At 54.8% G+C, this 26,800-nt stretch carries 22 protein-coding genes; 18 read left to right on the top strand and 4 right to left on the bottom strand.

Going from position 1 to position 26,800, the window contains the following annotated elements; genetic code table 11:
- Positions 1-64 precede the first annotated feature (64 nt).
- A complete protein-coding gene (gene cfa, locus FIU99_RS25070; RefSeq protein ID WP_235284741.1) occupies positions 65-1,231 on the top strand; it encodes a cyclopropane fatty acyl phospholipid synthase in 1,167 nt (388 codons plus the stop codon).
- Between the two features lie 489 nt (positions 1,232-1,720).
- Complete coding sequence (gene dnaB / locus FIU99_RS25075) at positions 1,721-3,070, top strand: replicative DNA helicase (RefSeq protein WP_052131813.1); 1,350 nt, start codon at positions 1,721-1,723, stop codon at positions 3,068-3,070.
- Here dnaB and FIU99_RS25080 read toward each other — a convergent pair.
- The gene (locus FIU99_RS25080) at positions 3,063-3,674 is read right to left on the bottom strand and encodes a DUF2913 family protein (protein ID WP_152472655.1); all 612 of its coding nucleotides are present in this window, start codon (positions 3,672-3,674) and stop codon (positions 3,063-3,065) included. The two genes, dnaB and FIU99_RS25080, sit on opposite strands and share 8 nt — an antisense overlap.
- A gap of 409 nt (positions 3,675-4,083) precedes the next feature.
- Here FIU99_RS25080 and traA point away from each other — a divergent pair, with 409 nt between their 5' ends.
- The 7 genes from traA (at position 4,084) to FIU99_RS25115 (ending at position 10,611) form a co-directional block, all read left to right on the top strand.
- Complete coding sequence (traA, locus tag FIU99_RS25085; protein ID WP_006958705.1) at positions 4,084-4,338, top strand: type IV conjugative transfer system pilin TraA; 255 nt, start codon at positions 4,084-4,086, stop codon at positions 4,336-4,338.
- A gap of 12 nt (positions 4,339-4,350) precedes the next feature.
- Positions 4,351-4,653, top strand: a complete 303-nt coding sequence (traL, locus tag FIU99_RS25090; RefSeq protein ID WP_040122551.1) for a type IV conjugative transfer system protein TraL — start codon at positions 4,351-4,353, stop codon at positions 4,651-4,653.
- A gap of 8 nt (positions 4,654-4,661) precedes the next feature.
- A complete protein-coding gene (gene traE / locus FIU99_RS25095; RefSeq protein ID WP_095573458.1) occupies positions 4,662-5,228 on the top strand; it encodes a type IV conjugative transfer system protein TraE in 567 nt (188 codons plus the stop codon).
- The gene (locus FIU99_RS25100) at positions 5,225-5,941 is read left to right on the top strand and encodes a type-F conjugative transfer system secretin TraK (RefSeq protein ID WP_152472656.1); all 717 of its coding nucleotides are present in this window, start codon (positions 5,225-5,227) and stop codon (positions 5,939-5,941) included. The genes traE and FIU99_RS25100 overlap by 4 nt, the downstream gene beginning before the upstream one ends.
- Entirely contained in the window at positions 5,934-7,322 is a 1,389-nt protein-coding gene (locus FIU99_RS25105) for a TrbI/VirB10 family protein (RefSeq protein WP_152472657.1), read from the top strand. The genes FIU99_RS25100 and FIU99_RS25105 overlap by 8 nt, the downstream gene beginning before the upstream one ends.
- Positions 7,323-7,678: 356 nt before the next feature.
- Positions 7,679-10,270 (top strand): type IV secretion system protein TraC, encoded by a 2,592-nt coding sequence (traC, locus tag FIU99_RS25110; protein ID WP_152472658.1) that lies wholly within the window; start codon positions 7,679-7,681, stop codon positions 10,268-10,270.
- A complete protein-coding gene (locus FIU99_RS25115; RefSeq protein WP_040122546.1) occupies positions 10,267-10,611 on the top strand; it encodes a TrbI F-type domain-containing protein in 345 nt (114 codons plus the stop codon). Before traC ends, FIU99_RS25115 begins: the two co-directional genes overlap by 4 nt.
- Before the next feature lie 149 nt (positions 10,612-10,760).
- On the opposite strand, the gene FIU99_RS27425 is transcribed toward FIU99_RS25115, so the two are convergent.
- The gene (locus FIU99_RS27425) at positions 10,761-10,976 is read right to left on the bottom strand and encodes a hypothetical protein (RefSeq protein ID WP_154351840.1); all 216 of its coding nucleotides are present in this window, start codon (positions 10,974-10,976) and stop codon (positions 10,761-10,763) included.
- Between the two features lie 130 nt (positions 10,977-11,106).
- Positions 11,107-11,247, bottom strand: coding sequence for a hypothetical protein (locus FIU99_RS27430; RefSeq protein WP_154351839.1), 141 nt, complete (start codon positions 11,245-11,247; stop codon positions 11,107-11,109).
- Here FIU99_RS27430 and traU point away from each other — a divergent pair.
- The 9 genes from traU to traI are packed head-to-tail and all read left to right on the top strand — an operon-like array spanning position 11,246 to position 26,349.
- Entirely contained in the window at positions 11,246-12,259 is a 1,014-nt protein-coding gene (traU, locus tag FIU99_RS25125; protein ID WP_152472659.1) for a conjugal transfer pilus assembly protein TraU, read from the top strand. The two genes, FIU99_RS27430 and traU, sit on opposite strands and share 2 nt — an antisense overlap.
- Before the next feature lie 10 nt (positions 12,260-12,269).
- Complete coding sequence (trbC, locus tag FIU99_RS25130; protein WP_043011842.1) at positions 12,270-12,851, top strand: type-F conjugative transfer system pilin assembly protein TrbC; 582 nt, start codon at positions 12,270-12,272, stop codon at positions 12,849-12,851.
- A gap of 16 nt (positions 12,852-12,867) precedes the next feature.
- Entirely contained in the window at positions 12,868-14,547 is a 1,680-nt protein-coding gene (gene traN, locus FIU99_RS27775; protein ID WP_367618135.1) for a type-F conjugative transfer system mating-pair stabilization protein TraN, read from the top strand.
- Between the two features lie 2 nt (positions 14,548-14,549).
- Positions 14,550-15,275 (top strand): conjugal transfer protein TraF, encoded by a 726-nt coding sequence (gene traF / locus FIU99_RS25140; RefSeq protein WP_152472661.1) that lies wholly within the window; start codon positions 14,550-14,552, stop codon positions 15,273-15,275.
- On the top strand, positions 15,262-16,644 hold the full coding sequence (locus tag FIU99_RS25145) for a conjugal transfer protein TraH (RefSeq protein ID WP_152472662.1): 1,383 nt from the start codon (positions 15,262-15,264) through the stop codon (positions 16,642-16,644). The genes traF and FIU99_RS25145 overlap by 14 nt, the downstream gene beginning before the upstream one ends.
- The gene (locus tag FIU99_RS25150) at positions 16,641-19,310 is read left to right on the top strand and encodes a conjugal transfer protein TraG N-terminal domain-containing protein (protein ID WP_152472663.1); all 2,670 of its coding nucleotides are present in this window, start codon (positions 16,641-16,643) and stop codon (positions 19,308-19,310) included. The genes FIU99_RS25145 and FIU99_RS25150 overlap by 4 nt, the downstream gene beginning before the upstream one ends.
- A complete protein-coding gene (gene traD / locus FIU99_RS25155) occupies positions 19,294-21,108 on the top strand; it encodes a type IV conjugative transfer system coupling protein TraD (protein ID WP_152472664.1) in 1,815 nt (604 codons plus the stop codon). The genes FIU99_RS25150 and traD overlap by 17 nt, the downstream gene beginning before the upstream one ends.
- Positions 21,101-21,298, top strand: coding sequence for a hypothetical protein (locus FIU99_RS25160; protein ID WP_040122541.1), 198 nt, complete (start codon positions 21,101-21,103; stop codon positions 21,296-21,298). The genes traD and FIU99_RS25160 overlap by 8 nt, the downstream gene beginning before the upstream one ends.
- Positions 21,292-26,349 carry a conjugative transfer relaxase/helicase TraI gene (gene traI / locus FIU99_RS25165; RefSeq protein WP_152472665.1) on the top strand — a complete coding sequence of 1,686 codons (5,058 nt, stop codon included), beginning with the start codon at positions 21,292-21,294 and terminating at the stop codon, positions 26,347-26,349. Before FIU99_RS25160 ends, traI begins: the two co-directional genes overlap by 7 nt.
- Here the strand turns inward: traI and FIU99_RS25170 are convergent.
- Positions 26,346-26,708: a hypothetical protein gene (locus tag FIU99_RS25170; RefSeq protein ID WP_040122539.1), complete on the bottom strand. Its 363-nt coding sequence runs from the start codon at positions 26,706-26,708 to the stop codon at positions 26,346-26,348. The two genes, traI and FIU99_RS25170, sit on opposite strands and share 4 nt — an antisense overlap.
- Between the last annotated feature and the right edge of the window lie 92 nt (positions 26,709-26,800).

Raw genomic sequence — 26,800 nt, forward strand, 5'->3', positions numbered from 1 at the left:
GTGGCGAGAAAAACGGCCAACAATGTTTAATATGTGTTAATACAATGACAAATTGGATGAACTTTTGTCTGATGCTTTTGCAACCTTATTGGATAGGAGTCAGGTGATGAAGGTGTTTGCCAAGGCATTAGAACGCATTTTGGAAAAAGCAGACATTAAGGTCAATGGCAATAGACCTTGGGACATACGCTTACGAGACCTTAATTATTTTAATCGGTTAGAGTCTTACGACACGTTAAAGATTGGGAACGGTTACTTGAGAGGCGATTGGGAGTGCGATGCGCTTGATGTCATGGTCAGCAAATTACTTCAAAGTGGTGAGCTGGACGCGTACCGCTCGAATAAGCAGAACCTGTGGTACTGGTGTTTGTCTCGGCTGTTTTCGCCTTATAGCGAGCAAGGCAGTAAGCGCGATATCGGCTTCCATTACGACATTGGCAACAGTTTCTACCAGCAGATGCTCGACCCCTTAATGATCTACTCCTGCGGATACTGGCATCAAGCAGCGGACTTGGCTGATGCACAAAGAAAAAAACTGGATCTTATCTGTCGAAAGCTGGACCTCAAACATGGTCAAATGTTGTTAGACATAGGGTGTGGCTGGGGAGGCTTGTTATCTTACGCGGCTGAACATTACGGTGTACATGGAACCGGGGTAACGCTTTCAAAAGAACAGTATGAATATGCAAGACACCGCTACGCTCATTTACCCATTAACTTTGTCCAGGCTGACTACCGTCATATCTTGGGCAACCAGACCTACGATCGCATTGTGTCGGTTGGTATGCTCGAGCATGTCGGGGCGAATAATTACGAGCTGTATTTTTCCATTGCTAACCAATTATTGGCGAAAAATGGCATTGCTCTTATTCACACGATTGGCCGGAACGAGCGTGGCAGTGTCGATCCTTGGATCCATAATTATGTCTTTCCAAATGGTTACGTCCCTGCCCTGTCAGAACTGTCTCAAGCCATTGAAAAAACGGATTTTGTTCTTGAAGATCTGCACAATATCGGTCCTCACTATGACCGCACTCTCATGGAATGGTGGAGCAACATACGTCCCTTGTGGGACCGCGAAGACATGCGGGGTCGTACTCAGCAGAAACGACAATGGCAATTTTATTTGCAGACCTGCGCGGGAACCTTTCGTGCGCGTGATTTACAGGTTTGGCAATTGCTGCTGACTCACAAAGGACGGACTCAACCTGAACAGGCACGCAGTATCTAATTCAACCGTAATTTTATTAAAGATGTTTAATCATTATTCGATATTGAGTGTCATTGTGTTTTAGTCGTAGCATTGAACTTGCACAGATTAGGACGCAGTCGACTAACTCAGAAGGGGTTCTTGAGGTGGTGCTCGGTGGACTGCTTCCCTATTCCACGTTCTGTGTCTTACTTTGATAAGAAAACATGTTGTGTTTTGGCAGCCAATTATTGGCTGCCTTTTTTATATTTATCGTCTGGAGAATCCTTATTTTGGGGGGTTATGGACGTTCCAGTTATGAGGCTAAGAAAAATATATCGTTCTCAATCTGTTTAGTTATAGTGCGTTAAAAATAATATGATCCAAAACAAGGACTCAATTTCTACTGCTTTGGTCTGCGCTGTAGGAAGAAGTTTACGTTCACCCAAATCCAACATATTGTTATACTTAATCAAAACAGAGTTCAGGATGTATCGACAACCTGACGTGACCAAGACTAGCAGCAGAGTTATGACCCAACATTCCATCGACGCCATGAAGACCCCACCTCATTCAATTGAAGCAGAGCAATCTGTCATTGGTGGACTGTTCATAGACAATTCGCGTTGGGAAGCGGTTGTAGAGAGATTATCTGCCAAGGACTTTTATGCTCGCCAACACCGCTTAATCTTTCAGGCGATCTCGTCTTTGATGGACACATCAACCCCTGTCGATCTGATCACCGTCAGTGAGAAACTCGAGCAACAACACGAGCTCGCCGACATCGGAGGGTTGGCGTATCTGGCTGATCTGATGAAGAACACTCCCAGCGCTGCGAACATCATGGCTTATGTGGACATAGTGGTCGAACGGGCATTGCTTCGTCATTTGGTCAAAACAGCCAATGATATCGCCGATTCCGCCTATGACGCCCAAGGGCGTTCACCCGAAGAATTGATCGAAGAGGCGGAGCAGCGTGTGTTCTCGATTTCTGAGAAACGACTCAATACCGATACGGTGCTCGACGCAAAACGCTTGGCCTTGGAGACCTCACTCAGGCTGCGTAGCGGCGCGGGACAAGCAATCACTGGCGTCAAAACGGGCTTTGATGCGCTAGATACCATGACGCTGGGATTGCAGCGGTCCGACTTTATTGTGATAGCGGCACGCCCATCGCACGGTAAAACCACACTGGCGCTCAATGTATGTGAAAGCGTCTCTATGGAAGCCGATAAACCAGCCTTGGTTTTTTCTTTGGAGATGCCACGCAATCAATTGATGGATAAGCTCGTAGCCTCGTTAGCCCACGTCAATTTAACCGATCTCAAAACTGGTAATTTAACGCAAGAACAATGGCAGGCTGTCGACTCATCATTAGAGATGCTGCAATGGAAAAACAATTTGCTGATTGATGATAGTGCGGGCCTAACACCGACTGAGCTCCGTGCAAAAGCTCGTCGTTTAGCGCGCGAACACGGCGGTTTATCGCTCATTGTCGTCGACTATTTACAGCTAATGCGTATTCCGGAATTGGCAAACAATCGAACCCTAGAAATCGCCGAAATTTCGAGGGCGCTTAAAGCGTTAGCCAAAGAGTTAAATGTGCCAGTTGTGGCATTATCGCAGCTTAACCGAGCCCTCGAGCAACGCCCAGACAAACGCCCAATCAATTCTGATTTACGTGATTCAGGCGCCATTGAGCAAGATGCCGACCTGATCATGTTTATCTATCGTGACGAATTGTATGACACGAACAGCAAACAGAAAGGGATCGCAGAAATCATCATCGGTAAGCAGCGAAATGGCCCCGTTGGTGCGGTACGTTTAGCATTTCAAGGGGAGATGTCACGCTTTAGCAGCCTCCCCTCGCCCCCTAAGTAGCCTCAACGTTTGGGCTCATGCTTGCTTGAGGGTGCAGCACAATATGGATTTGGTGGCTGTCTGCATTCCACTCTTTGATCTCAGCGCTAAAGTGATTCTGGTCGTCAATCCAAGACGCCAGTTCTTGGGCGTCTGGCGCTTGGTAGAGTAGCGAAATGGGGGCGACTTGGTCGTTGGAGTGGTCGAAACCATGTTCAATGTGCTCTTCCAACATGTAAACCACTCCTGGTTGGGTCTTCTCTCCCTCCTCAAAGAGACTGGAAGCGATTCCTTTTTCTTCCTGCAATGCGCTCAACAATTGGTAGAGGCGTTCAACACCCCCAACTTTGGTTCGAGTGGCTCTATCGTGCAAGTCGTACAATTTGTGCTCCAAATTCGCGTGTTTGTCCCGCCCGACGCGGATCATCAATTTGATGTCTTTTTTGACGTTCGCGTAGCGTTTCTCCTTAAGTTTCAGTTTGAGAAACCTCACTAATATCTCATTGCGCTTATTCGCGGGCACGTGACGGGGTGACGCTGCAACGTGGCAAAGCAAGTGGAGCAACGCGTCGGTCACTAAGCTGCTCAGACTGTAAAAATACTCGAAATCTTTGTGAATTTTCATGAAGCATGGATCGTTTGAAGACAAAATGAAAGTGAGTGCCAATGGACATCCGTGTGACCGACTGGTCCCCCACAACACCAGTCAGTATAAGGGTTTAGTGCAATGCCCACCATGGTTGAGTTCATATTTATCAATGTCGGTGAGTACTGCAGGCTTAACAGTCAGTGTAAACGATGTGTGCAAAGACACTGCAAACAACAAACACTAATAATTTCCAATAATCTCTAATAATTTTCAATCGTCGTCTTTTTCACTGATATTCAACCTGTAGCACACCAGTATATAGCTGGTCCACAAATCAATAGGATACAGACGGGTGTCAGACAAACTGCGAACCCCAACCACGTACATACCGCGCTCGATAACCACCCGAGCACGTCGGCGTTGGTCGATACGGGCACTCGTTTGGATGGTCGGCGTACTCCTACTTACCTACCTGTTGGGCGCTGACGCTTTGGCCACTGATTTATTCAGTGCCGGTAAACAAACGATTAAGGACACCGCAGGTACCGGCTCCGCTGTTGAAAATGCGATCCTCGCCTCCGGTGCCATTGGTGCGCTGTCAGCGGGTTTTATGACCCGAAACTGGATGGGCGCGGTCGGTGGGTTCATAGGGGGCATGATTTTCTGGGAAGTCGTAAAGCCGCTTGTGGGGCTGTCTTGAAGGAGGGCAATCATGACGACCGAATCTGGGTTTTATTCGATTCCTTTGCACCTTAACCATGGGCCACGTCTTGTCGGTCTACCACGTGATGAAGTGGCGCCAGCTTTTGCTCTCTTTATTGTGTGCTTTGCAGCTCAACACCATTTACTGGGCGGTGCACTCGGGCTTATTTGGTTTCTTGGTTTGCGCTATTTGAAGGTCCAATACGGCAACACCGTGTTGGTCCGGTGTGGGTATTGGTGGTCGATCGCCCCCCTCTCTCGTCGGCTGTTCTGCGTGACGCCTCCGGCTGAATATCGCTATTGGTTGTCTTAGGGGGCCCCATGGAACGCGTGATTCGTCACCAGTTGTTGGAACTCAGTCGTTTACTTAACGTCTTTCTTGCCATTGGTTTTTTATCCCTCAGCGTGGCCTGCCTAGCTCTGACCGGATCGTTAGTGTATGCCCTGACCCATCAGCGCTACACCTTGGTGCCACCCACTATCTCAGGCGCCTTTACAATCAGCCAAGTCACAGTCGACGACGCTTATCTGAGCATGATGAGTGATTATTTTCTTCACCTAAAGTTCGATGTCACCCCCAGCAATGTCCATCGTCAGTATGGACGTTTATTGGATTACGTCCCAGAACACATGTGGTCAGCGGTGCAACCGGAACTGCTTGAGGATGCACAGCGGATCCGCCAACAGCATGTCTCCAGTCACCTCGACGTCCTGCCCGACCAAACCCAGATCGATGTTGATTCACTCGTGGTTCGAGTATCAGGCACACTCGCCAAGGCGGTTGGCGAACGTCAGTTACCCCCTCGCGCTGTGGATGTCTTCATCCAAATGGCCTACCAACAGGGCACATTGAGTTTACTGTCCATTCATCAGGAGGAGAGCCAATGATCCCGCATACGATCAGCTTCGTCTTACTCAGCATGAGTCTGAATACCGCGCTTGCTTCTAGTGCATCACCGGCTCAGCCGCACTTGTTCGTATCAGGTGATACTGTAACGCTTGAGCTTAATCAAACGGCTCTTAATCGCCTCTACGTTGAAAACGACAAGATCCTTAACCTTACGTGTCCTACACATCAATGCGAGGTGGTGCAGAACCCAAGTGATCAAGCAGGGTCAATTCTGTTAGGACTTAGCGAGCCACATCCATTCACGGCGCACCTCTTCACCGAGCAAGGACGTTTGCTGGCGCTCGAAGTACAACCGAGTGACACCACCACACGCGTGCATCGGTTCATTCCTGGCGACGCTTCACATCCCCAGACGCTCAACACGCGAATTCTAGGTTTTGTCAAAGACTTGATGCATTGGTCGAGCGGTGAGGAACCGTCCGTTTCGATGACGATTGCACGTGTCACTCACGCATCGGTTATGGCTCATCGTGGCAGTCTTGAGCTGACGCCCGTTGCTGTAGCGCGTCAAGGCCCACTGTCAGGGATCATCTATGAGGTGCTCAACACAAGCGAAGGCCCGACGTCGATTTCGAATCGGGACTTTTATTCGCCCTCTGCATTGGCAGCGTCGCTCGACCGCAATGAACTGCCGGCTGGCGAACGCACTCGTCTGTATCTGATCACCTTGAGAGCGAAGTCTCATGACTAAACCCAATCCGGACGATCATAACGAAGAGTCCTTCTCAGACGGTGAACAACTCAATGAGCGGATCGCCAAACGCAATACTTGGGTTAGTGCAAGCGTCATCGGCCTGCTCGCCATCGCAGGGATCATCGTCGCGTGGGTGTTCCGCACGGAGTCGGACCATCCGGCCACGCTCTCTCCTCCCCTTCATTTTGAACACATCATTGATCCAGGGTTTACCGACCTCGATCAACAAAGTGCGCTGGCGCATCAAGATCTCGCGCTACAAGCACTGACGCAACAACTCACAGGGATCCAAGAGCAGCTAAAACAGGTGCAGACGCAGTCCGAACGACAATCGAAAGAACTCGAGCGCAAGCTGCAACATTTAGAGGCTCTGGGGGTCCCTTCGGACAGTCACGAACTAACACTAGGGACACCAAGCTCTCAGCCAGCGCTCCCTTCCCCGGCAGTGACCCCCTCTCTGTCCCTAGAACCGTCTTCACCGACCCAAGCGACTTTGGAGGCCGACACGCCTTGGCTCGAAGAGCCGACCAACATGAACATGCCCCGTTACCACAGTGTCGATTTTATCTGGTCCGTCCCCCCGGTAAAAAAGCACGTATCGCTTAAAACCTACGTCCCTTCGGGCAGCTTTGTGACCGCCATGGTAACAGGAGGCGCCGACACCAATGCCGGCGTGTTGGCCCAGGGAGACACCGTTCCCCTAGTGTTTCAAACGCTCAACCGCGGGATATTGCCCAATGGCCAGCCTTCACGACTGGATCAGTGCACCATCACGGCGTCAGCGTATGGCGAGGTGTCATCCAGCCGTGGTGTGGTCCGTACCGACAAGATCAGTTGCGTACTCGACGATGGCACTCTCATCGATCAGGCAGTGAAAGGCACGGCCTTCAATTTTGGCCGCAACGGCATTCGCGGAACCACGCTGCTCAAAAATGGCGATATCGTACAGATGGCGGGCCTGGCGGGGATCTTAACCGGGCTGGGAGAAACGGGCAAAGCGTTGTCTGAGCACACGACCCTCCACCCACTTGGTGCTACCCAAACCCTAAAATCAGACCAAGCGCCATTAAATCTACTCGGTCATGCGGGGGCCACTGTCGGGGCCAAGTTGTCAGATTACTACATCAAACTGGCCGAAACCTATCACCCGATTGTCGAGATCAATCCCGGCACTGTGGTCAACATCGTGTTTCTTGAGGGGTTCACTTTGACGCCGCTCAACCAGTCTGGCGCGCAGGAGGCGGCGCCTCAAACATCACGACCTCCGCATACCCTAGGCCAGCCCCCCATCAACCCTCTGGCCGATGAACTACGTCAAGAAGGGTTGAACTTCCCATATGACTCATCTTTACCACAGGAGCGACGGTATGACGACTAACCCCCTTTATCTCGCCTGCTTGGTTACTGCGTGCCTCTCCGGGTGCGCGGCCGGCCTGGGCGACGATTACACCTGTGATGCCGTGGGCGGGTTTCCTGGCTGTGGCTCCATGCTGTCCATCCGACAGGCCATGGTTGATGACACCGCGTTGACTATCGAGTCGCTTGGCCCGCTGGCTGAATCGGCGCCTGCCACATCCGTTTCGCCTCGGTATCACGCGCCCCAACCTCGGCAATTGACCATCTTCCCCCATTCCACGCCACAGGGGCACTTCGTAAGCGGCGTCGACCTCTTTTTTACCCTCTCTTCGGGCGATTGGCAGATGGGTTCGCCCCAAGTTTGGTGGACTTCTACAGATGAGTGAATCTGCATTTTGGCGTTCAGGCTGGCGAGCTTTTGGCAACTTGCGTAACGAAGCGCGCAAGCATCGGCCGCGTTGGCATCAATGGTTGCCGTATCGAGATTTCGACAGTGAATCCATGCTATTTATCAATACTCGAAGCCGAGGCTTTGGACTGGCATTGGTGCCGCTGAGTGGCGCCAACGATGAGTTGGTCGAGTCTTTAAACAAATGGGTCAGTGATTTGCCGCAAGGCAGAGGATGGGATTACCAATTTATCCTTCATGGGCACAACCGGGTAGGCCATTGGTTGGATGCCAATGCGCGAGAGATGGCCCAGCGCGGTGGCGTTTGCGCTGATTTGGCAGAGCAAGAGCGTCGCTACGCGTATTACGCCGCTCAGCATGGCTACATGCATCACCAACGGGCTCATTATGATTTGCGGGACTATGACGCCTATTTCTTTATGTCCACCTCAACCGCGTCCCCCTCTGCCCTTGTTCAGGCCCGTGCCCAAGCGGAAACCGTTTTTCATCAGTTGGGTTTGGCCGTTGAGCGAGTCGAACCTGCTAAGCTGTTGACCTTACTGCGCGATCTGATCCATTTTGACCCAGCACAGGAGCGGCCTGAGACGGCAACCTACAATCCCCTTGAGCCCCTCAATGACCAAGTGCTCGCAGCGGATGCGGAACTGTACATTCATCGCGACCGCATTGACACGCAATGGCACACCCGCCAGGGTGAAAACGCGCGTTGCCGTCAAGTGCACCTAGGCCTGACGGCATTGCCTCATGATTTTCGCCTTTACGCGCTACCGGAATGTCTTTCATCGATTCGTAATGTGGCGCGGCAAGTGCCCTGTCCTCACTTGATTTGCGTTAGTTTTCGTCAAGAACCAACCGGGCAAGCGGAGTACGCCAACAACCGAAAAATCGCCGATTTAACCAAGACAGTACAGTCAAAACTCGCGCTATTTCTGCCCTCAGCATCGGACGAGTTGGATGAACGACGCGAACTACAGAAAGGGCTGAGCAGTCGACAGTACACGTTAAGTTCGATGTGTGTTGGCGTGGCGTTATTTTGCCGTCAAGATGGCCATCAAGCTGCGGTTCAGGCCACTAAGGAGGCGTTTGGCGCCAATGGGCTTGAACTGCGCGTATTGCCGATGATCCAAGCGCAGTGCTTGATGGCCACTCTGCCGTTTATGATGAGCGAAGGCCTATGGGACGACTGTCAAAAAACCGGTCGTATTCGTACCATCAAAAGCAGCAATGTCGTCAACTTTTTCCCTATTGTGATGGATCGACGCCGCTTGACTGGTGGGGTCCTACTGCCCACATTGCGTGGCCAAATTTCATTTTTTGATCCTTTCCGCTGCGGCAGCGACAACCATAACATTGCCCTTAACGGGGGGTCTGGTGCAGGCAAAAGCTTTTTCGTTGAGCAGTTAGCTAAAACGGTGTTTGCACAGGGCGGCAAAGTCTGGGTGTTGGACAAAGGCGCAAGTTACAAGAAGCTCACGTTGTTGCTAGATGGCGTGCACCTCGATCATCGCCATATTTTTCTTAACCCTTTTACGCACTTAGAAGCGATGAAATCGAGGGGAACCGAGCAGCCAGAGACCGATTCTTCCGCCGATGGTTTTGGTCCTATCAAGGAAGCATTGAGTAACATTACCGCACTGTTCGCAACGATGGCCGCCCCCTATCAACCGTTGGACAGTTTTCAACTGGCAATCCTAGGTGATGCCATCGTACAAGCATGGCAACGCGCGGGCGCTCAAACCTGTGTCGACGATGTTCAGCATGCATTGCGTTCCCTGGCTCAAGAGCAACAGCACGACCGACGCATTGAGGACATCGCGGTTCAGTTGAACAAATATGCGACGCAGGGGGTATATGGTGACACTTTTAACCGTCCCTCATTGCTCGATCCGGCTATCGATATGACCACCTTAGAACTGGATGGTTTTAACGACGACGTACTTCGGCCCGTGATTTTCGCGTTGATGGTGTCCATCAACCAGCAAATGTACTTATCAGGAGAAAGGGCACGCCGAAAACTGTGCATCATTGAGGAAGCGTGGAATCTGTTAAGTGGGAACAACGCTCAAGCCCGTCTGTTCATCAACACAGGCTATCGCACTGCGCGAAAATTCGGTGGCGCATTTTGCACCGTCACTCAGGGCATTGACGATGCGTTTGCCAGTGCCGAGGCGAAAGCCTGTTACGACAATTCCGACATTCACATCATGCTGCGTCAAGGAGAGGGGTTTGAGGCTTATTTGCGTGACAACCCGACCGCTTTCAGCCCCCTCGACCAACACATTCTCAAGCACTTCCCTCGCGCGCAGGAAGCGGGCTACAGTGCCGTGCGCATCAAAGCGGGTGGGCACGTGAGCTATCACCGAATTTTTGCCGATCCACTCACACGGGCTTACCTAAGTACAGAGCCACACGAATACGCCTGGTGTGAACAACAGATGGCGGCTGGCGTGCCGCTTAAAACGGCTATAGCGGCCACAGCAAAACATTTTTACGGCGACGAATTAGACCGATTTGAGCACGCGATGGCATCGGATACCAATGACCCAAGGAGAACACCATGAACGCGGTCAAGATTTGGGCGCTCGCTTTCGTTGTGCAGGGGCTGGGAGTGGCAATGTTTTGGCACGTCAGCGAGTCCCCTTGCGCTGTAACGACGCTCAACCTCGGTCCCATTTATGCCGAGTACCAACGTACCTTAGTGGACGAGTCGCTGACGGTCGACCAGCAATACCAGCGCTGGACACACTTTCATACCATACTGAACCGGGTCGTCGGTGACTATCAACGAGATCATCACACACTGATCCTCAGACCATCGGCCGTCATGGCCGGCGCCGAAGACATCACGCTCCCTGTTCAACGTGCCGTTGAGCAGGCTCTCGACACGGAGACCGCACCATGAGCCGATGGTGTGTACTTGTGCTGGTTGGGGCGGTGTGTTCACTGTCCGCGGCAGAGCCGAAGAAACTGGGTGCCACATTCTCTATCGGCGAAGTGGATTTGTGGGAGTGGATAGGCCAGCGCCTACGGGTGCTTGAACACGACGGCACGTTAGCCCAGTGGCAACAAACCCAACGAGACCGGATCCGTGATCAATTTGAACAACCAATGCCCGTCTCCCTGAGCGCTACGCAGTCGCCAACAACGTTTCTTGTCGATCCGAGCGTGCGTTTGCCCGCCACCTATGATGGCCAGCCCCCAGGACGATGGGTCAACCCATTTGACGCGTCGACTTGGCCGAGCCCCCCACTCGGCATGACGTATCATTACCCCCGGGCGTTGGTCTTTTTCGATGGACGGGATCGCAAGCAACGACGCTGGGCAACGCAATTTACGGCTGATCGGCCCATTACCTGGATTTTAACAGGAGGACGACCGCAAACCTTAGCCCGTACACTCAATGCTCCAGTGTACTTTGACCAAGGCGGATACCTGTCTCGAAAGTTACGCCTTCGTTCGGTGCCAAGTGTGGTCGTTCAGGCGCATCGCTATTGGGAGGTGACTGAGCACGACGTTTCGTTCTGGGAGAATCAGCCATGATCCCCACTCGACGATTACAACACTTAGCCCTGCTATTAACGGTCCTCATGGTGCCAATCAGCGTTGACGCGGGGGCCGTGTGCAGCGGTCATTTTATCAATCCGCTACGCGATGTCTGCTGGCGATGTTTACTGCCGATCACATTAGGTTCGGTACCTGTGTTCACGGGTCCGCTGCCCGATACCTCAAATCCGTCATCGCCTCTATCGTTATGCCCAGCTCCGCCTCCTGTGATGGTTCGGTTAGGGCTAAATATCGGATATTGGGAGCCTTACGCCCTAACGGACGTGACCCGAGTGCCCTTTTGTATGGTCAACTTGGGCGTTCGTCTGCACGGGGCGCATGCACAGCGGATCGGAGGGCGCTCCACATCCCGAGAAGGGAACAGCAGCGATGGCGGTTTTTATCACGCTCACTGGTATCGATACCCCCTCATCGCTTGGCTTCACTTGCTTGAGTCGGGATTGTGTATGGAGACACGCCCATTCGACGTCGGGTATTTCTCCGAACTCGACCCTCTTTGGCACGATGATGCTCTTGCGTTTGCGCTCAACCCAGAGGCCGTGTTGTTTGGGCACCCAGCCGCTCAGTTGGCGTGCGCCTCTGAAGCCATCGCGACGCACAGCCGTCGTCAATTACCGATGGATCGACTGTTCTGGTGTTTAGGGGCACAGGGGAGCGCGTACCCACTAACGGGGAACACCAATTATCGCGATTCGCCGATCCAAGCCGCCACTTTGATCATGGAACGCCTCAACTACAAATTGCACCGCCAGGGAATGGTGTTTGATAGCCAAGGTCGAGATGGCGCAGTCTGCCAACCGAAAATATCCCCGTTTCTCCCCAAATCTCGTTACCGCTATCAAATGAGTGCCCCCATCGCGGATGCCGCTTGGTGCCACCCTTATACCACCAGTACCACGGTGTGGGAGATGGGTCATGACAACCCCACGACGGGGGACAATTTTGGCTTTGTGCAATGGCGAAAGCGCAATTGTGTGCTGTTATAGGAGACAAGACATGAAGTATCGCAAAAGCGTTTGGATGCTGGTCATTTTATGTACCCAGATCAATGCTGCGGTGGCGAACTCGGACCCGTGGCCAGCCTTTGATCCCGTGACCGCCTACCTCAATGAAAAGCGACGCTCCCCTTGGCCCGCCACACCTGTTACCGATCCGACATCGAAGCCCGGCCTATTGCTGGTGTTTGTTTCATTGACCATGCCAGATGCTTCGCTGCGCAGCCTACTCAAGCAAAGTACAGAATGGCAGGCGCCATTGCTGATACGCGGGCCCTTACCAGCAGGCTTTACCGCCACAGCACAACGCCTAATGGGGTTGCTCAATGCCAAGGGCGCGTTACCCATCAGGGCCGGGGTCGCCATCGATCCTGACGCGTTTCATCGATTTCACGTTCGCGACGTACCAACGTTTGTACTCATCAAGTCCAACCGTTGCCAAGCACGATTGCCGTGTGGACCCGATGATCATGCCAGAATAAAAGGAAACGTCTCGATACGGACGGCTTTGGAGGCGCTGTCAACCAGCCCGTTGGCCGACGTCGCCGAAACCCTGCTTGAGGCACAACGCGATGACCACTAAGGCGTGGCTGTTCGGGATGTTCGTGATCTCCGCGACGTGCGGAGCGACCAATACGAAGCAGAATTACGACGCGGCAGTCCCTTCTGCACAGCAAGCGCAGCAAAACATCCACACCCGTTTGCCCAAAGCGTGGACACCGTATCAGTATTGCGAGAGTGCCGAATGCCAACGCGCTCGCCAAACCTTGCCGAAAGCGGACGAAGACCAACTGCGCCGCTCTAGTGAAGCGCGGGTCAAACAGGATCCGCAATCTCGGTCGGTGTTGAACACAGCACGCAAAACCACACCAGATCCCGCTCAAGATCCCGCCTATCAATACGCGACCGTGGGCCAGGAACACGCCAATGCGATCGTACATGGGACCAAGGATGCTCAGATCGATTGTCGCCAACAAACGCAGTGCACGACCCGTTATCAATCGCGAGTGTGTCGGCAACCGACTCATCAATCGGTGGCCTGTCTGCAAAAACCGATCGCGACCATCGAACGGGGTCCGGTCCACTACACCTGCCCTACCGGATGGCAACGGAATGGTTCCGCGTGTCATCGAACAAAAACACAGTGTTTGTACAGTGGCGCGGATTATGTATTAGAAAAAGGCGGTACGGGCTGGTGTGCCAGTCGTGGACAATGGTTTCGATGGCACGGTCAAGCCGTCTCGCCCGAGCAAGGGTATGCCAAAGGGGCCCTCAAGCGACAAACGAGTGGGGCCAGCTGCCACGGCTCACGTTGGCGCCGCCGATTTGAGATATGCGGGCCGTCAAAAGAAACACGCCCTGCCGATCCTTTTTGCGAGCCTGGGGACACGCTGGTCGCGGGCGATTGTGTTCACAATCGGATCCAATGGCGCTCGACGTGCGATGACTTGGGTGATTGCCAGTTGACGTCAAAGACATGCAGTGAAGGGCCAGGCACACGTACCGTCAATGGGATCCCCACGCACCTGTCATGCTGGGCATACCGTCATATTTACCAATGCCGATCGGAGGATGAATGCCGCGCTTACGGCCATTGCCAAATCGGGGGTAGCCGTTGCGCTGAGCGCCGTCATGGCATTTGCACTCGGCGGGAAAGGGATCTGCGCTGCCCATTCAAACAATGCAGTCCAACTCGCTTGGTTTGCGGTAGCCCTTCATTTTGTCTTGATGGCGAGTGCTATCGTGCAACCCCGTCACAATCGGCGTCCTTCGCCAAAACGGCCTCAGCGCTGTCTGCGCTGGCGCGGGCGGGCCGCCGGTTGGGTCAACCTCCGCGGATCTTCGCTGGTCAGGCAGCGCACTGCTCTGAAAAACCGATCGGCTTTGCTAATTGTTGCCAAGACGGCGGATGGGGGACAAAGAGCGGTTTGACGCAGTGCAGTCGTGAGGCACAGGCCATTGGACGGGCGAAGCAGTTAGGAACATCGGTGTATTTGGGACGCTACTGCGCGCACTCGGTCTTGGGGGTATGCACGCGCTATAAACAGGGATATTGCTTGTATGACAGCGTGCTGGCCAAAATCATCCAACAGCAGGGGGCCGCACAACAACTCGGGATAACCTTAGGTACCGCCGCCCATCCCGTGTGTCCGCCCCTCACGGCTCAGCAGCTGCAGCGTATCAACTTCAATCGGATTGATTTCTCATCCTATTACCGTACGCTCAAGGCGCGGATGCGCTTACCGAAGCCTGAGCACCTCGTGCCTAGAAGTCCCTGATCATGCGTATTCTGGTTTGTCTTATCTTACTCTGTTCCCCACGACTCGGCGCCGAGCCCCTAGGTTGGCGCTGGTATAATGGCCCTCGTGTCACTTCCGAACTCCCTGCGCCAAAGCCTGCGCCTAGTTTAAGCCCACGAGCACAGTTGCGCTGGTTTCACCAGTACTATAAGACGGCGTTGGCGCAAGCGACGTTAGCCCCAGACAACCTAGAACACGCCCTGACGTTGATGCGTCTGCACCATTTCATTTTGACCAAGACTGAACATACCGCCGCCACCTTCCTGCGAGTCCTGACTCACCACCCTGAACTGTCGACTGTGATCGCCCACCCCATGGCCCACACCGCACGTAAGATATACTACGAACGCCAAGCACAGACACAGACCCGCGCGTTGGCGACGCTCTCACAGCAAGGTTGGGGCTTGTTCTGGCTTTATCGTGGTGCGGATCCCTACACGCAAGCCCTGGCGCCCAGTCTGCAAACGTTAGCCGATAGGTACGAATTGGCGTTATTAGGCATCAGCGAAGATGGCATTCTAGCCCCGGCCGTGCGCCGCAATCGTCGTCATCGAGGGCAACTCAACGTGAACACTACGCCCGCACTCATGTTGGTCCAGCCAGCGACGGGTCGCATAGAGCCAGTGGCGTATGGCTTTCTGTCGACGTCTGAGTTGACGCGGCGTTTGTATCATGTCGCCACGGAATATCGTCATGTTACGCGCTAACGGTCGAGCTCTTGCCCTGTTGCTGACGTTGGCTGCGAGCCCGGCGGACGCCGCCGGTTTACAAGGCGCGTTAGAGGCGTTTTATGACGGATTAGACTACCAAGAAAACGTGTCCACTGCGCATGCGTATCAGGGCCAAGCGGCGCATTACTACACCGGCGGGTCAGTCTATGTCCGTGCCCCTTCGCGCGCTCTCTCGTTGGGCGCGGTGACGCTCCCATCCATTAAAGCAGGCTGTGGGGGCATCGATGCCTTCATGGGTGGCTTCTCTCACATCAATTCTGAAGAGTTGGTGCATTTTGGTAAAGCCGTGGTGGCCAACGCCCTGCCCTTTGCGGTGGATCTGGCCTTGCAAACATGGGCGCCGCAAATCAAGCAGATCCGTGATCACTTACAAAGCGTTGCGGACCGATGGCTCAACCAGTCCATCAGCTCATGCCAAGCCGCAGAAGCGGGGATCAGTGGATTGGCCGCTTTTGCGGTGCCTCAGAGTCAAAAGCACGTCTGCGCAACCATGGGAGTGCGCAATAACGCCTTTTCCGACTGGGTGGCCGCTCAACAAGGCTGTGGCGTCGGCGGGCAGGCTCGAACACAACTCAAGCAGGCACGTCAGAGTGAGGACCTGAGCGCGCTAACCAAGTTTCACCATAATTTAGTTTGGTCAGCGCTGATGGCGGTGCCACAACTAGCCAGCGATCCGTCGTTGGCTGAGTTTCTGATGAGCACGACTGGGACCGTGATCTACGACACCACTCAACATCGTCACCAGTACCCCAGCTTAGTAACGGAGTCCAATCGACTCGTCGAAACCTTGCTCACTGGAGGACGTGTCGAGTTGTATCACTGTCAGGATCGCAGTGCCAAAGGGTGCTTGGCCCCGCAGCGAGCATGGCGGACCGTATCACCAGCTCAAGGCCTTCAACAACGGGTTCAACGTACCTTAATCTCACTGGATCTCGCGCTCCGAGAGGACACCCCCTTAACCACCCACCAGCGAGCCCTGCTGGAAGCGACACGCAGCCCGATCTTGGCAGTGTTTAACAGCGTACATCGTGCCGGCTCGACTCCGAACTTTGCGGCGCATGCGCGGGTGATCGCGGTGGACTTGCTGGAAACGTTTATGCAAGCGATGTTGTCCAATGTTCGCCAGGCTGTCGTGCGCCAACCGCTTGATCGCGATGAACTCACCGAGATTGAGCAGTCCATTATTCGAGTTCAAGCCTTTAGCGCGCGCTTTACCCAACAGGCGCGCGAGCAGTTGCAATGGCAAAACGCATTCATCGAGCACTATCAGTATCAGGACGCCCATCAACGTCAGCGTTTGCGGCGTCTCTTGAGTACGCCAAGTCGTGTGGGAGGATCTCAGTGATCAATCTCGACTACTATACCTATACGCAAGGGGCGACACTGGCGCGTGTGCTCAACGCGGTAGCGGCGTTCTTCGACAGTTCGCCGTTTGCGGATTTACTGGCCATTGCTCTGATGTTCGGAACGGTCATGACCCTGCAACGGTTTATGGTATCGCGCCATCCACAACACCTCTGGCGCTGGGGGATCATGTTTGCCTTGGTGCCGACCTTGCTTATCAAGCAAACGGCGCGGGTATGGGTGCACGATTTGACCGCGGCCCACCCTCCTTACGCGGTTGACAATGTGCCCTATTTGATTGCCCTGCCAACGTGGGCGTTCTCCTCCCTCATGGTAGGGGTTGCAGACGGCGTTGAAACCGCCTTCAACACCACCGATGACCGACGTTACGGACGCACAGGCATGCTGTTTGGATCGATGCTGTATCGTTTGTCTCAACACAGTACACTGCCCACGATTGACGCCCAATCCCAGTGGCAGGCTTTTTTCAACAACTGTGTGGTGGATGACATTGAGGTCAGCCGCAAGTATACCTGGGACGCGCTGTACCGTTCGGTGGATATTCTCGGCTTGCTGGATGCGACGGCCCTCAGTCCTGTCCGAGGTCAGTTTGACCAACAGGGGCATTTTCACACCTGTGCGGAGATCTACCCCACCATTCGCGACGAGTTTGACCGTTCTGCCAAAACCGCACTTCGCAGCCTGTCCTTGCAGCTCTACGGGCCGGAGGCCAACGCCAAGCAGGCGCATTTAGCACAGGCGCTGTCCAACAGCTATCGAGCGTTTTTGGGGATCAGTGATCATGCCGTTAGTTTGCTGCGACAGAACCTCGCCATCAATGCTGTCCGTCTTGGGATCGACCGGCTCGATTCCACGGCTGGCGGTCTGGCCTACGCTTACACGCAAAATCAATTGCATCAAACCACCATGGGTTGGTCAATCGGCTTGCAGGCCCAGGAGTACTTGCCGATGCTGCATGCGTTGATGTTCTTCGTCTTCAGTGGTTGTGGGTTCTTTGTCGCCGCCGCCGCTTTGATCCCCACCTTAACGCACAGTGTCCTGAGCCAATATTGCCGCGTGTACCTCTATTTGGCCATGTGGCCGACATTGTTTGCATTGATCAACGCGCTGATGTTGTGGACGTTAGAAACCTACTCACCGCTCGCGACGCAAGGTCTGCTTGGCCTGTCGCTGAGCAACGCCGATGGGTTGTCTGCGTTGCATACCCGTTTTGGTGCCGCGACAGGCGTCTTGATGCTGTCCGTCCCTGTCTTGGCGAGCAAGCTACTGCGAGGAGGGATCAGCGCAATCGAAGCCGTCCATCACCAATTTGCCTCCATGATCCATGCGACCAATACGCGGGCATCCGCGGCCTCAGCGACCGGGAATTTGGATTTCGGTCAAGTGCACATGCAAACACACCAATACAACACGACCCACGCCAATAAATGGGACGACAATGTGCTGCTGCGCTCTGGGGTCGCCTCCACGCAAGATGCCCAAGGGGCTATGACTCAGACCTACTTACACGATGACTTGCGACACACCTATGACGCGCGTGAAACGGAGTCCAAGCCTTTGTGGCAATCGCAAGCACAGCGGACGCTACAGCGCACCGTGCAATCGCAATTCCAAGAGGCCAAACACCAACAAGCTCAATGGCAAGAACAACTCAGCGCCGCGTACCAGCAAAGTGCGCAATGGCACGATCGGTGGTCCGATCAAGCGGCGCTAACACGCAGCTATGGTCACAGTGAACACAGCGCCAGCGAAGGGCAAGTGTTACGCAGCAGTAACACAATGGCGACAGCGATTTCAGGCGTCGCTGACACCATGGGTTGGACGCGTCAACAAGCCACGGCCTTCGCCACCGCCGTGACCGCCCACGCGGGGATGTCTGTTCCCTCTTCGTTGGGAGCCTTAACAGGGGTCTCTGCGGGCGTCAACGCGCAATGGAACGCCGAACAGCGCCATCAGTATCAAACTATGACTGGCCGCCAACGCCAGGCACTGACACAAGCACTGACACAGTATCAACAAGGTGCCAGTGAGATGGCCAAAGCGGGCCTTCAACTCAACAGCCAGACCCAACACAGCGCCCTCGAACAATACGCACGCGATTTTTCGCTTCACTACCAACGTTTGCAAGGGTTGACGCAATCGGCAACCCAGACAGACACACAAGTCGAGAGCCTCAGCAAGATGGACCAATGGCTGAGCAGCGACGGGAACACGTTAACATCAAGCACCATTTCAGGATTCCAACGCTACTTGGAGCGCCAACCAAACCGTCCCGAAGGCTGGGTGCAACGCTTAATGACCGCTCGCTTACCGGAAGCCTTACGCGAGGTAGAGCATCACTTTGATGCCTATTTACGCAGCGAAGACTTTCGTCAGACGCTGGCGGCGGCGCCGCTCAATGAGCAAGCCTCCGCCCCTTCGTTCACCGAGCAGCAGCGCGCTCGCCTTACCGCTCAATCCGAGCAAGCTCAACAACGCGTCGACGAGGTGCGGGCTGAGGCATTTACCCTACTTGAGGGCCAATCGCTGTTCAGTGAACACACCCACCATCAGGTGGAGGTAAACGCCACAGTATGGGGCGGCGAATTGCAGCGGCAAAGTGGCCTCAAGCGACAAGGAGAAACACCCGATGACTCGTCTGATTAATCTGTTCTATGCACTACGCACGGTGCAATTCAACGGGCAATTGGGCGCCACTTTAACTATCGCCCTCGGGGTGGAAATGGCGATGGTGGTTGCATTCCATGCCTTGACGTCAGTGTCGGGCGATTTGTGGAGGCTGGAAGGGTGGTATTGGCGTGTGCATGCTCTCTACTGGCTGGGCGCATCAACGCAGCAAATCGTCGCCGTAAGCGACGCGTCTCAAGCTCACACATGGACTTTGGGGACCCTGATGCGCTCCCCGTTCATCGAACTAGGCCACACCCGCTTTTGGCGCCAATTTGGACCCGCACTCGAGTTAGCGGTGGGAGTCGGTCTGCTAACAATGATGTCGTTTGTCATCATCATGATCCGTCTCGGCGTAACAGCATCACGTGACCGCCTGATCCGCGGGGGGAAACAGGTACCACCAGCCCAGTTGGAGCGCGAGATGCACCGTGGTACCAGCTCGCCTTCCCGCGCACCACTTTGCTTGGGAGGATTTGATGTACTGCATCCCCATTTCGAGCGCCAGCATGTGCGCATTGAAGGCACAACAGGCAGCGGAAAATCGGTATTGATCCGGGAATTTCTCGCCTGGATCCGCGCACGCGGTGATCGGGCTGTGGTCTACGATAAAGGGTGCAGTTTTGTCGGAACTTTTTACCGCCCTGAAACCGATGTGCTGCTCAACCCCTATGATGCACGCAGTGTCAACTGGGATCTGTGGGCAGACGCGACCGACGCCGCCGATTTTGAACATCAGGCGAGCGCCCTCATTCCCGCGTCACCACAGGGCGACCCTTTTTGGAATGAATCAGCGCGAAGTGTCTTTGCGTCGGTCGCCCGCCAGCTTAGGAATGAACCTCGTCCACCCACGACCGAACGCCTATTGGCGCTATTGACCACCTCCGATCTCACGACGCTATCGAATTTTCTCGCAAACACGGAAGCGGCCACGTACGTTTCGAAGGACATCAAAAAAACCGCGCTGTCGATCCAAACGGTCCTCACCACCTATGCCCGATCGCTGCGCTGTTTGCAGGGGTTAGATCGTCAAGATCGGCCGGCGCATCTGAGGCAACGTTTTTCCATCACCGATTGGGTACGCGATGACAGTGCCACCGGTTTCATGTTTTTGACCAGTCACGCCCGTCATCATGTCGCGTTGAGGCCATTGATTTCCTTGTGGCTCGCCATTGCCTCGAATGCGATCTTAGGATTATCGGAGAGTCGTGAACGCCGTTTATGGGTGATTTTGGACGAACTCCCCAGTTTGCAACAATTACCCGAGCTAGCCAGTACCTTGGCCGAAGTGCGTAAGTTTGGGGGCTGCTTTGTGATCAGTTTGCAATCCCATGCGCAACTGATCAAAAACTATGGAGCCCATGATGCTCAGGCGATCTGCGATTTGCTCAACAGCCGATTTTTCTTCCGCTCTCCGTCGCATGCGATGGCGAAGGTCGCCTCACAGGAGCTCGGGGAGCAGGACATAGACGTCGTGCGTCATGGTCAAACGCTAACGCCGAGGGCGCGTCGCGATGCTCGCTCACGAAATCTGCAGCGGTTGACCCGCCCGATCATCACGCCCACACAAATCCAAGCGCTGCCCGACTTACACTGCTTTGTTCGTTCCCCCGGGACGGACTGGGTCGCCAAACTGGTTTTGCCGTATGTGACCGTGGAGAAGGCGGAACCCGATTTTGTGCCGCGTCCACCCTCCCCAAAAATCCCGCCCTCCCCCGTGCAAACGCGAGAGGAGGCCTCCTCCACCCACTCAAATTTAGGAGCCTTATATGACTGAACGCAAACGCCAAACCAAACGCCGTCACCAAAAAGTAGTGCTGGATATCCTCGTTGGCAATGATTGGCGTCACCAGACATTAACCCTGAAGGCCGCGCAGCACTGCATTGATCACTGGCCACACCGAGGGTATACCCTGACGTATTTGGATGACCGCGATCCGGATTCAACGTCGAACGAACCATGTTGACCCTTACCCCCTTAAGTGGCGCCGCCCGGGCGGCGCAGTATTACTTGGTTGATGAGCAGGAAAAGACGGGACAGGCGCGCGCAGGCTATTGGTTGGGCAAGTTAGCCAAAGAAGCAGGACTGTGGCGTCAAAAGGTTGAACCCAAGTGCTTTCTTGAAGCGCTAAGGGGACAGGTTAAAGGAGAGGCAACGGTGGGGCGACGCGGCCAACATGCCCCGGGTCTGGATGTGACATTCTCCGCCCCAAAGTCGTTGAGTCTGCTCGCCTTGTTAGGCGGTGATCAACGTTTGAGACAGGCTCATGAGCGTGCAGTACATTACGCCTTGACAGCCCTAGAGCGCGAAGCAGCCCAGGCGCGCGTTCAGAGTCAGGGTCAACTGTCGTACGTGGAGACCGGCTCACTGCTGATCGCTGTGTTTGAGCACACCACCAGTCGGGCACATGATCCTCAGTTACACTCCCACGCGGTGATCACCAATCTCACACGCGTTGCACAAGGTCCACTGCGCGCGTTGGCCAGTTGCACCCGTCAGCGCTCTTCCGTGCTCAATGGCACGTTCGAGCGGCTGTTTGCTCATCAGAAATACTACTCTGCACTATATCACGGCCACTTAGCCAAATCGGTGACGGCCTTAGGTTACCGACTGGAGCCTCAACCCAGCGGCGCCTTCGATATCGTCGGTGTACCGCGCAGCGTCATTGAGGCCTTTTCGGTGCGTCGTGCTCAGATCCAGCAGTGGCAGCGAGCACGCGGGTGGGATTCACCTTCTGCACGCGACATAGCCGCCTTATGCACGCGGGTCGAGAAAGTGACGGAGCACAGTGTCAATCCTCTCCCTGAATGGCAGTCGCGTCTGGTTGCGTTGGGGTATACACCGGAGCAATTGCGGGATGCGGCGCGTCGTGGCCCGCCCCGCGTACCACTTCCGATGATCAATGAAGCCAATCGAGCCGTCACATTGGCTATTGGCCACTTAACCCGCTATCAAACCGCCATGTCGATGGAACACTTAGTGCAGGTAGCCCTCGATCGATTCAACGACCAGCCATCGCTCACCGTTCAGGCCGTCAAGAACGCCGTTGAACAACGTATCAAAGACAAGCAGTTGATCCCCTTACCGACCCAAGGACACTACACCACCGCAGAGTTGCTGCATCAGGAGTTATCGTTATTGGCCTGCGCTCGCCGTCGTCACAAAGTGCCCGGGCAACGGCCTCATCCCCACCTACTCGAGAGCCGACATTTGAGCGCCGCTCAGAGGATGTGCCTTACCACACTGATCCGCTCGACTCGCCCTTTCCATGTGATTGACGTGCAGGGTGAGCCGGGCGCTTTAAATGACCATGTATTGGACGCCTTAAGGGTCAGCGGCTTGGGCAGCCACGTGGTATTCTCGCGCCGACGTGACATTCGCCAATGGTGGACGCGCCATTCTGCGTCGCCCCGCAGTCGCCAATGGCTCCAGAGGCTTTCGTCGATAACACCGACCATCCTGCATCAGTTTTTGGCGGCGCCTCCCCCATTACGTAGAGGCGAGGTGGTGGTGGTCGACGACGCTCGTCAGTTGAATGTGGAACAACTCAGGCGGTTATGTGACATTGTCACACAATCCCAAAACAAGCTGATATTGCTGAACCGACACACACGACAGCCCAGCGCTTGGGCGCGTAATGCCCTCGCCCTGTTTCGTTGTGGCCATGTGTCGACGTATGGTTGGCAAAGTCAAGAACAACGTCCATCCAAAGTTGTTCTGACTGGGGAAGAAGATCGGTCGTTGACATCAAGGTTGCTCGACGCGGCATTGGATCCGCGGTGGGAAATCCGCACCGCCTCTCGCCGTACCCACGCGGATTTAACACACCGTGTGCGCGAGTTGTTAAAAGTGCACGGCCACCTATCGGGACCCAGTGTCACTTTGCTGGCAGACGTTTGCCAATGGCTCTCACCCAGTGAGCAGCGCTTAACCAAGTACTATCAACCGGGCATGCGCCTGCGCTATCGATACCGTGATCGCTGGGTACAGGGGCATGTTCTTACCGTCGATCGCCAACACAATTTCATAGAACTGCTAACGGGCAAAGGCAAGGTGCCCGTGCGCCTGGATCTGACCTCCGAAGCGGCGTCCCTCTCAGCTCAGGTATGGGTATCTCATCCCTTAAACATCACAAAGGGCGAGCGATTAATCGCAACCCAAAACGAGCCAAACATTGGCCTAGAGGAGGGCTTAGCGTACCGAGTCGTGAAGTGTTCGCCGACCGTTTGTGTGCTCAAAGGACCAGATGGTGGCGTACATCGATTGTCAGATCTCACGCGTTCATCTTGGCCATTGGCTTACCATTACCTTGCGGGTCCATCGGATCGTCACCATAAGCCTTACCTTCTGTTCGTTGCGCCTGCCTATACGTTGTCCAAGACTCTGCTCGAGCCCCTGTGTGCGCGTTATCGCCGGATTGACCTACACACCGATGATCGGGCCCTCGCGCATCAGCGTCTTGAGCATGCCGATGTTCGTCCATGTGCCATCGAACGGCTCCTATCTCCACGCCCGACCATCGATCGTTACCTAGACAGAACTGCGGCTACAGACATCGAACGCGATGTGAAGCAAGCACTGCACTTGGTCGCTCCTCTTGCCAACGCAAGTGTTGCAAAACAGGCGGTCGCTTTTGCCCTGCATCATTGTGCCACTACGCAGGCTGCATTTCGTCAGCGCACTTTGGTTATCGAGTCGATCCGTTTTGCCCTCGCGGAGTCCCGTGAAGGACTAACATTAAACGATATCCTGGCGGAACTTGACGGCCAGCGCACGCTATTGAGCCGTGCGTTTCAAGACGGAACTCGCTGGACGACAGACCGTGCATTGGCACAAGAGCGGGCCATTCTCAGCCATCTGCAAACCCAAAGGGACACACAACCGCCGTTAACGCCACCTTCGGCGCTGGAGACACTACTGTCAACCCGGCCTCAGTTAACGCCAGGCCAACGACAGGCGCTAAGCCTCATCACAACCAGCCGAGATCGCTTTGTCGCGGTACAAGGCTTAGCAGGCACCGGCAAGTCGACCTTGCTGAAAGAAGTTCTTCAGTTAGTTCGGGAAGCACAGTCGGATATCACCCGGCCGCCCAAGCAGTTGTTAGGTTTAGCCCCAACACGCTCAGCAGTCCGCGAGCTTAAACGTCAGGGCCTCCCTGCGACGACGTTAGCGCAATGCCTCGCTCGTTATCGAGATCGGCGAACCTCTTCCGCCACGTTTTGTCGAAGCCTGTTTTTCCTTGATGAATGTGCAATGCTTGGCAACCCCCAGTTGTTGACGTTTCTGCGCTTGGTCATAGACAGTAACTCTCGAGCCGTCTTGTTGGGTGATCGGCACCAATTGTTGGCATTGGAAGCCGGTAAGCCGTTTGCGCTGGCGATTGAACGCGGTTGGATCAAGACTGCCTATCTGCATGATATTGTTCGCCAGCGGACCCCCAATCTGAGACGGGCAGTCCAGCACTTCGTCGATGGGCAACCAGGCAGTGCGATTCACTGCCTCAGTAAACAAGCGCCCGATCCCGCGACAAGAGCCCCAACCATAGTGTCGACACACGATCTAATGCCCTCTGAAGACAAGGCAAATCCGTCGTTATACCAACAATTAGTCGATGACTTTCTGTCGCGCACGCCAGACACGCGCCGTCAGACGCTCATTATTGCTCATACCCATGTTGAGCGTGATGCCATCGCTACCGTCATGCGCGCTGCACGCCGTGAGCGGGGTGAGCTGCCCGATCAATCCGTTCCTACCCCTCGCCTGCGCGCCATCAACACCACACCCGCGGAGAGAGGTACCATGATGCCTTACCAACCCGGGCGAGTGCTCAGCCTCCATCCGAATCATTACGAGACCATCGCCGAGGTCGACCCAAGCACAGGCATTGTGACCTTGGCGTCTTCAACACCAGACGCCCCGCGGGTGGTTTTGCCTCTAGAGCGAGACCATACTCACACCCAGTTGTACACGCTGTCCCATCCGTCCTTGTCGGTCAATGATTGGATCGTCTTTCGCCAGGCAACGCGTGGCGATCCCTGGTGCTCCAACGAACGCTACGTCGTGGAGCGAATCTCAACAACGGGAATACAGCTTCGCTCGGAGAGAGGCCAACGTGTAGCGTTTAACCCCTTTGAGTTGGCCCAGGCACATTGGGATTACGATTACACTCGCACGGCAGACATGGCTCAAGGCATGACCGTCGACTGCGTCCTGTCTGTTGTACGATCGCAAGGCGCGTTGACAAGTTTACGCCGTGCGTACGTTGACGTAAGCCGAGCGCGGGATCGAGTCTGTCTGTATACCGACGCCCCCGAGGCCTTGGTCAACACTTGGCTTAGCCGGCCTTGTGAGGCGTTCAGTGCGCTCGACACCATCGACGGCACTATCCCCGCTCGAACCGTTTACTTTAACGAGCAGCCTAACTTGGCAGACGATCCCCGATTTCACACGGCACTTGGTGAGTACGATGTCCGACGCTTGGAAGCCCATCTTAACCATGCGCTGCCACGTTATACCGAAAGCTTAGCCACGCAGCTATTTGGTTGCCCCGACCCGGAACGTTCCACACCGCAATGGCTGGTGTTTGGCCCCCGTGATCGACCCACACTTGTCTGCGTTTCTGGCCCCAAACGTGGCCACATCACCGATACCCAAACAGGTCGTACACACAGTCTGCTGTCGACGCTCGCGCAGCGGGCAAGGTTGCCTCACGATGCGTTTTTAGCCCACATGCATGACACCTTCTGTCGTGGCCTGCCTCCGACCATCACTGCCCACCCGAATCATGACGCTTACATTAACCAACCAACCCCGGCTTGGCCCCGCTGGACACCGAGCTTACCAGCACAAACATCGGAAGCCGTTGAGCCAAACGATCCCTGGTGGGAGTGCTGGGCACCAGTGCCTACTGTGGATCGCGATCTGCTGCACGACATTGACCGCGACACGCTGCAGCGCGCGTTAAGCCCCCCAGCTCTTGAAGTCTTGCCCACAGAACCTACGCGAAACAACCATTAGCTTTCGACCGAGCGCCCAGCTAAGAACGCCTGCACTTGACGCTCGATGTCGGCTTTGACTGTCTGTCTCAATGCACGTGAAGCCGCCTGCTGCGCCATCAGGTGGGCGTCATTAAACGTTTGTCCAAACACCACATCGACCATGGCTGACGTCAAGCGTTGCGTTCGGTAAACCTCTTCAAGCAACGCACGGTGGCTGACGGCCGGTTCCGTGGCGTCGCTCAGTTCAATCCGCAGCGCAAGCGTGAGCAATTGCCGCGCCGACTCAGCATCACTCAGGCGTTCTCGTTGCTTGTAGGTTAAAAAATCGCGTTTCAGTGTCGCTTGAAGGGTGGTTTGCAAAGGGTATCGATCCGACATGGGCCTCTCCTTAGACATCGGGGTTGGACACAAGATTGACGCCTCAATGGTGTACGCCTGTTTCCCCCGCAGGTCAAGGGCGCAATGCGAAC

Source organism: Vibrio sp. THAF64 (assembly GCF_009363455.1).
GTDB lineage: Bacteria > Pseudomonadota > Gammaproteobacteria > Enterobacterales > Vibrionaceae > Vibrio > Vibrio coralliilyticus.

What these genes read in the sequence shown, in the direction of transcription:
- dnaB (WP_052131813.1), top strand. Translation starts at nt 1,721, where the DNA reads ATGACCCAACATTCCATCGACGCCATGAAGACCCCACCTCATTCAATT.
- FIU99_RS25080 (WP_152472655.1), bottom strand. Translation starts at nt 3,674, where the DNA reads ATGAAAATTCACAAAGATTTCGAGTATTTTTACAGTCTGAGCAGCTTA.
- traA (WP_006958705.1), top strand. Translation starts at nt 4,084, where the DNA reads ATGGTCGGCGTACTCCTACTTACCTACCTGTTGGGCGCTGACGCTTTG.
- traL (WP_040122551.1), top strand. Translation starts at nt 4,351, where the DNA reads ATGACGACCGAATCTGGGTTTTATTCGATTCCTTTGCACCTTAACCAT.
- traE (WP_095573458.1), top strand. Translation starts at nt 4,662, where the DNA reads ATGGAACGCGTGATTCGTCACCAGTTGTTGGAACTCAGTCGTTTACTT.
- FIU99_RS25100 (WP_152472656.1), top strand. Translation starts at nt 5,225, where the DNA reads ATGATCCCGCATACGATCAGCTTCGTCTTACTCAGCATGAGTCTGAAT.
- FIU99_RS25105 (WP_152472657.1), top strand. Translation starts at nt 5,934, where the DNA reads ATGACTAAACCCAATCCGGACGATCATAACGAAGAGTCCTTCTCAGAC.
- traC (WP_152472658.1), top strand. Translation starts at nt 7,679, where the DNA reads ATGAGTGAATCTGCATTTTGGCGTTCAGGCTGGCGAGCTTTTGGCAAC.
- FIU99_RS25115 (WP_040122546.1), top strand. Translation starts at nt 10,267, where the DNA reads ATGAACGCGGTCAAGATTTGGGCGCTCGCTTTCGTTGTGCAGGGGCTG.
- FIU99_RS27425 (WP_154351840.1), bottom strand. Translation starts at nt 10,976, where the DNA reads ATGATACGTCATGCCGAGTGGGGGGCTCGGCCAAGTCGACGCGTCAAA.
- traU (WP_152472659.1), top strand. Translation starts at nt 11,246, where the DNA reads ATGATCCCCACTCGACGATTACAACACTTAGCCCTGCTATTAACGGTC.
- FIU99_RS27430 (WP_154351839.1), bottom strand. Translation starts at nt 11,247, where the DNA reads ATGGCTGATTCTCCCAGAACGAAACGTCGTGCTCAGTCACCTCCCAAT.
- trbC (WP_043011842.1), top strand. Translation starts at nt 12,270, where the DNA reads ATGAAGTATCGCAAAAGCGTTTGGATGCTGGTCATTTTATGTACCCAG.
- traN (WP_367618135.1), top strand. Translation starts at nt 12,868, where the DNA reads ATGTTCGTGATCTCCGCGACGTGCGGAGCGACCAATACGAAGCAGAAT.
- traF (WP_152472661.1), top strand. Translation starts at nt 14,550, where the DNA reads ATGCGTATTCTGGTTTGTCTTATCTTACTCTGTTCCCCACGACTCGGC.
- FIU99_RS25145 (WP_152472662.1), top strand. Translation starts at nt 15,262, where the DNA reads ATGTTACGCGCTAACGGTCGAGCTCTTGCCCTGTTGCTGACGTTGGCT.
- traD (WP_152472664.1), top strand. Translation starts at nt 19,294, where the DNA reads ATGACTCGTCTGATTAATCTGTTCTATGCACTACGCACGGTGCAATTC.
- FIU99_RS25160 (WP_040122541.1), top strand. Translation starts at nt 21,101, where the DNA reads ATGACTGAACGCAAACGCCAAACCAAACGCCGTCACCAAAAAGTAGTG.
- traI (WP_152472665.1), top strand. Translation starts at nt 21,292, where the DNA reads ATGTTGACCCTTACCCCCTTAAGTGGCGCCGCCCGGGCGGCGCAGTAT.
- FIU99_RS25170 (WP_040122539.1), bottom strand. Translation starts at nt 26,708, where the DNA reads ATGTCGGATCGATACCCTTTGCAAACCACCCTTCAAGCGACACTGAAA.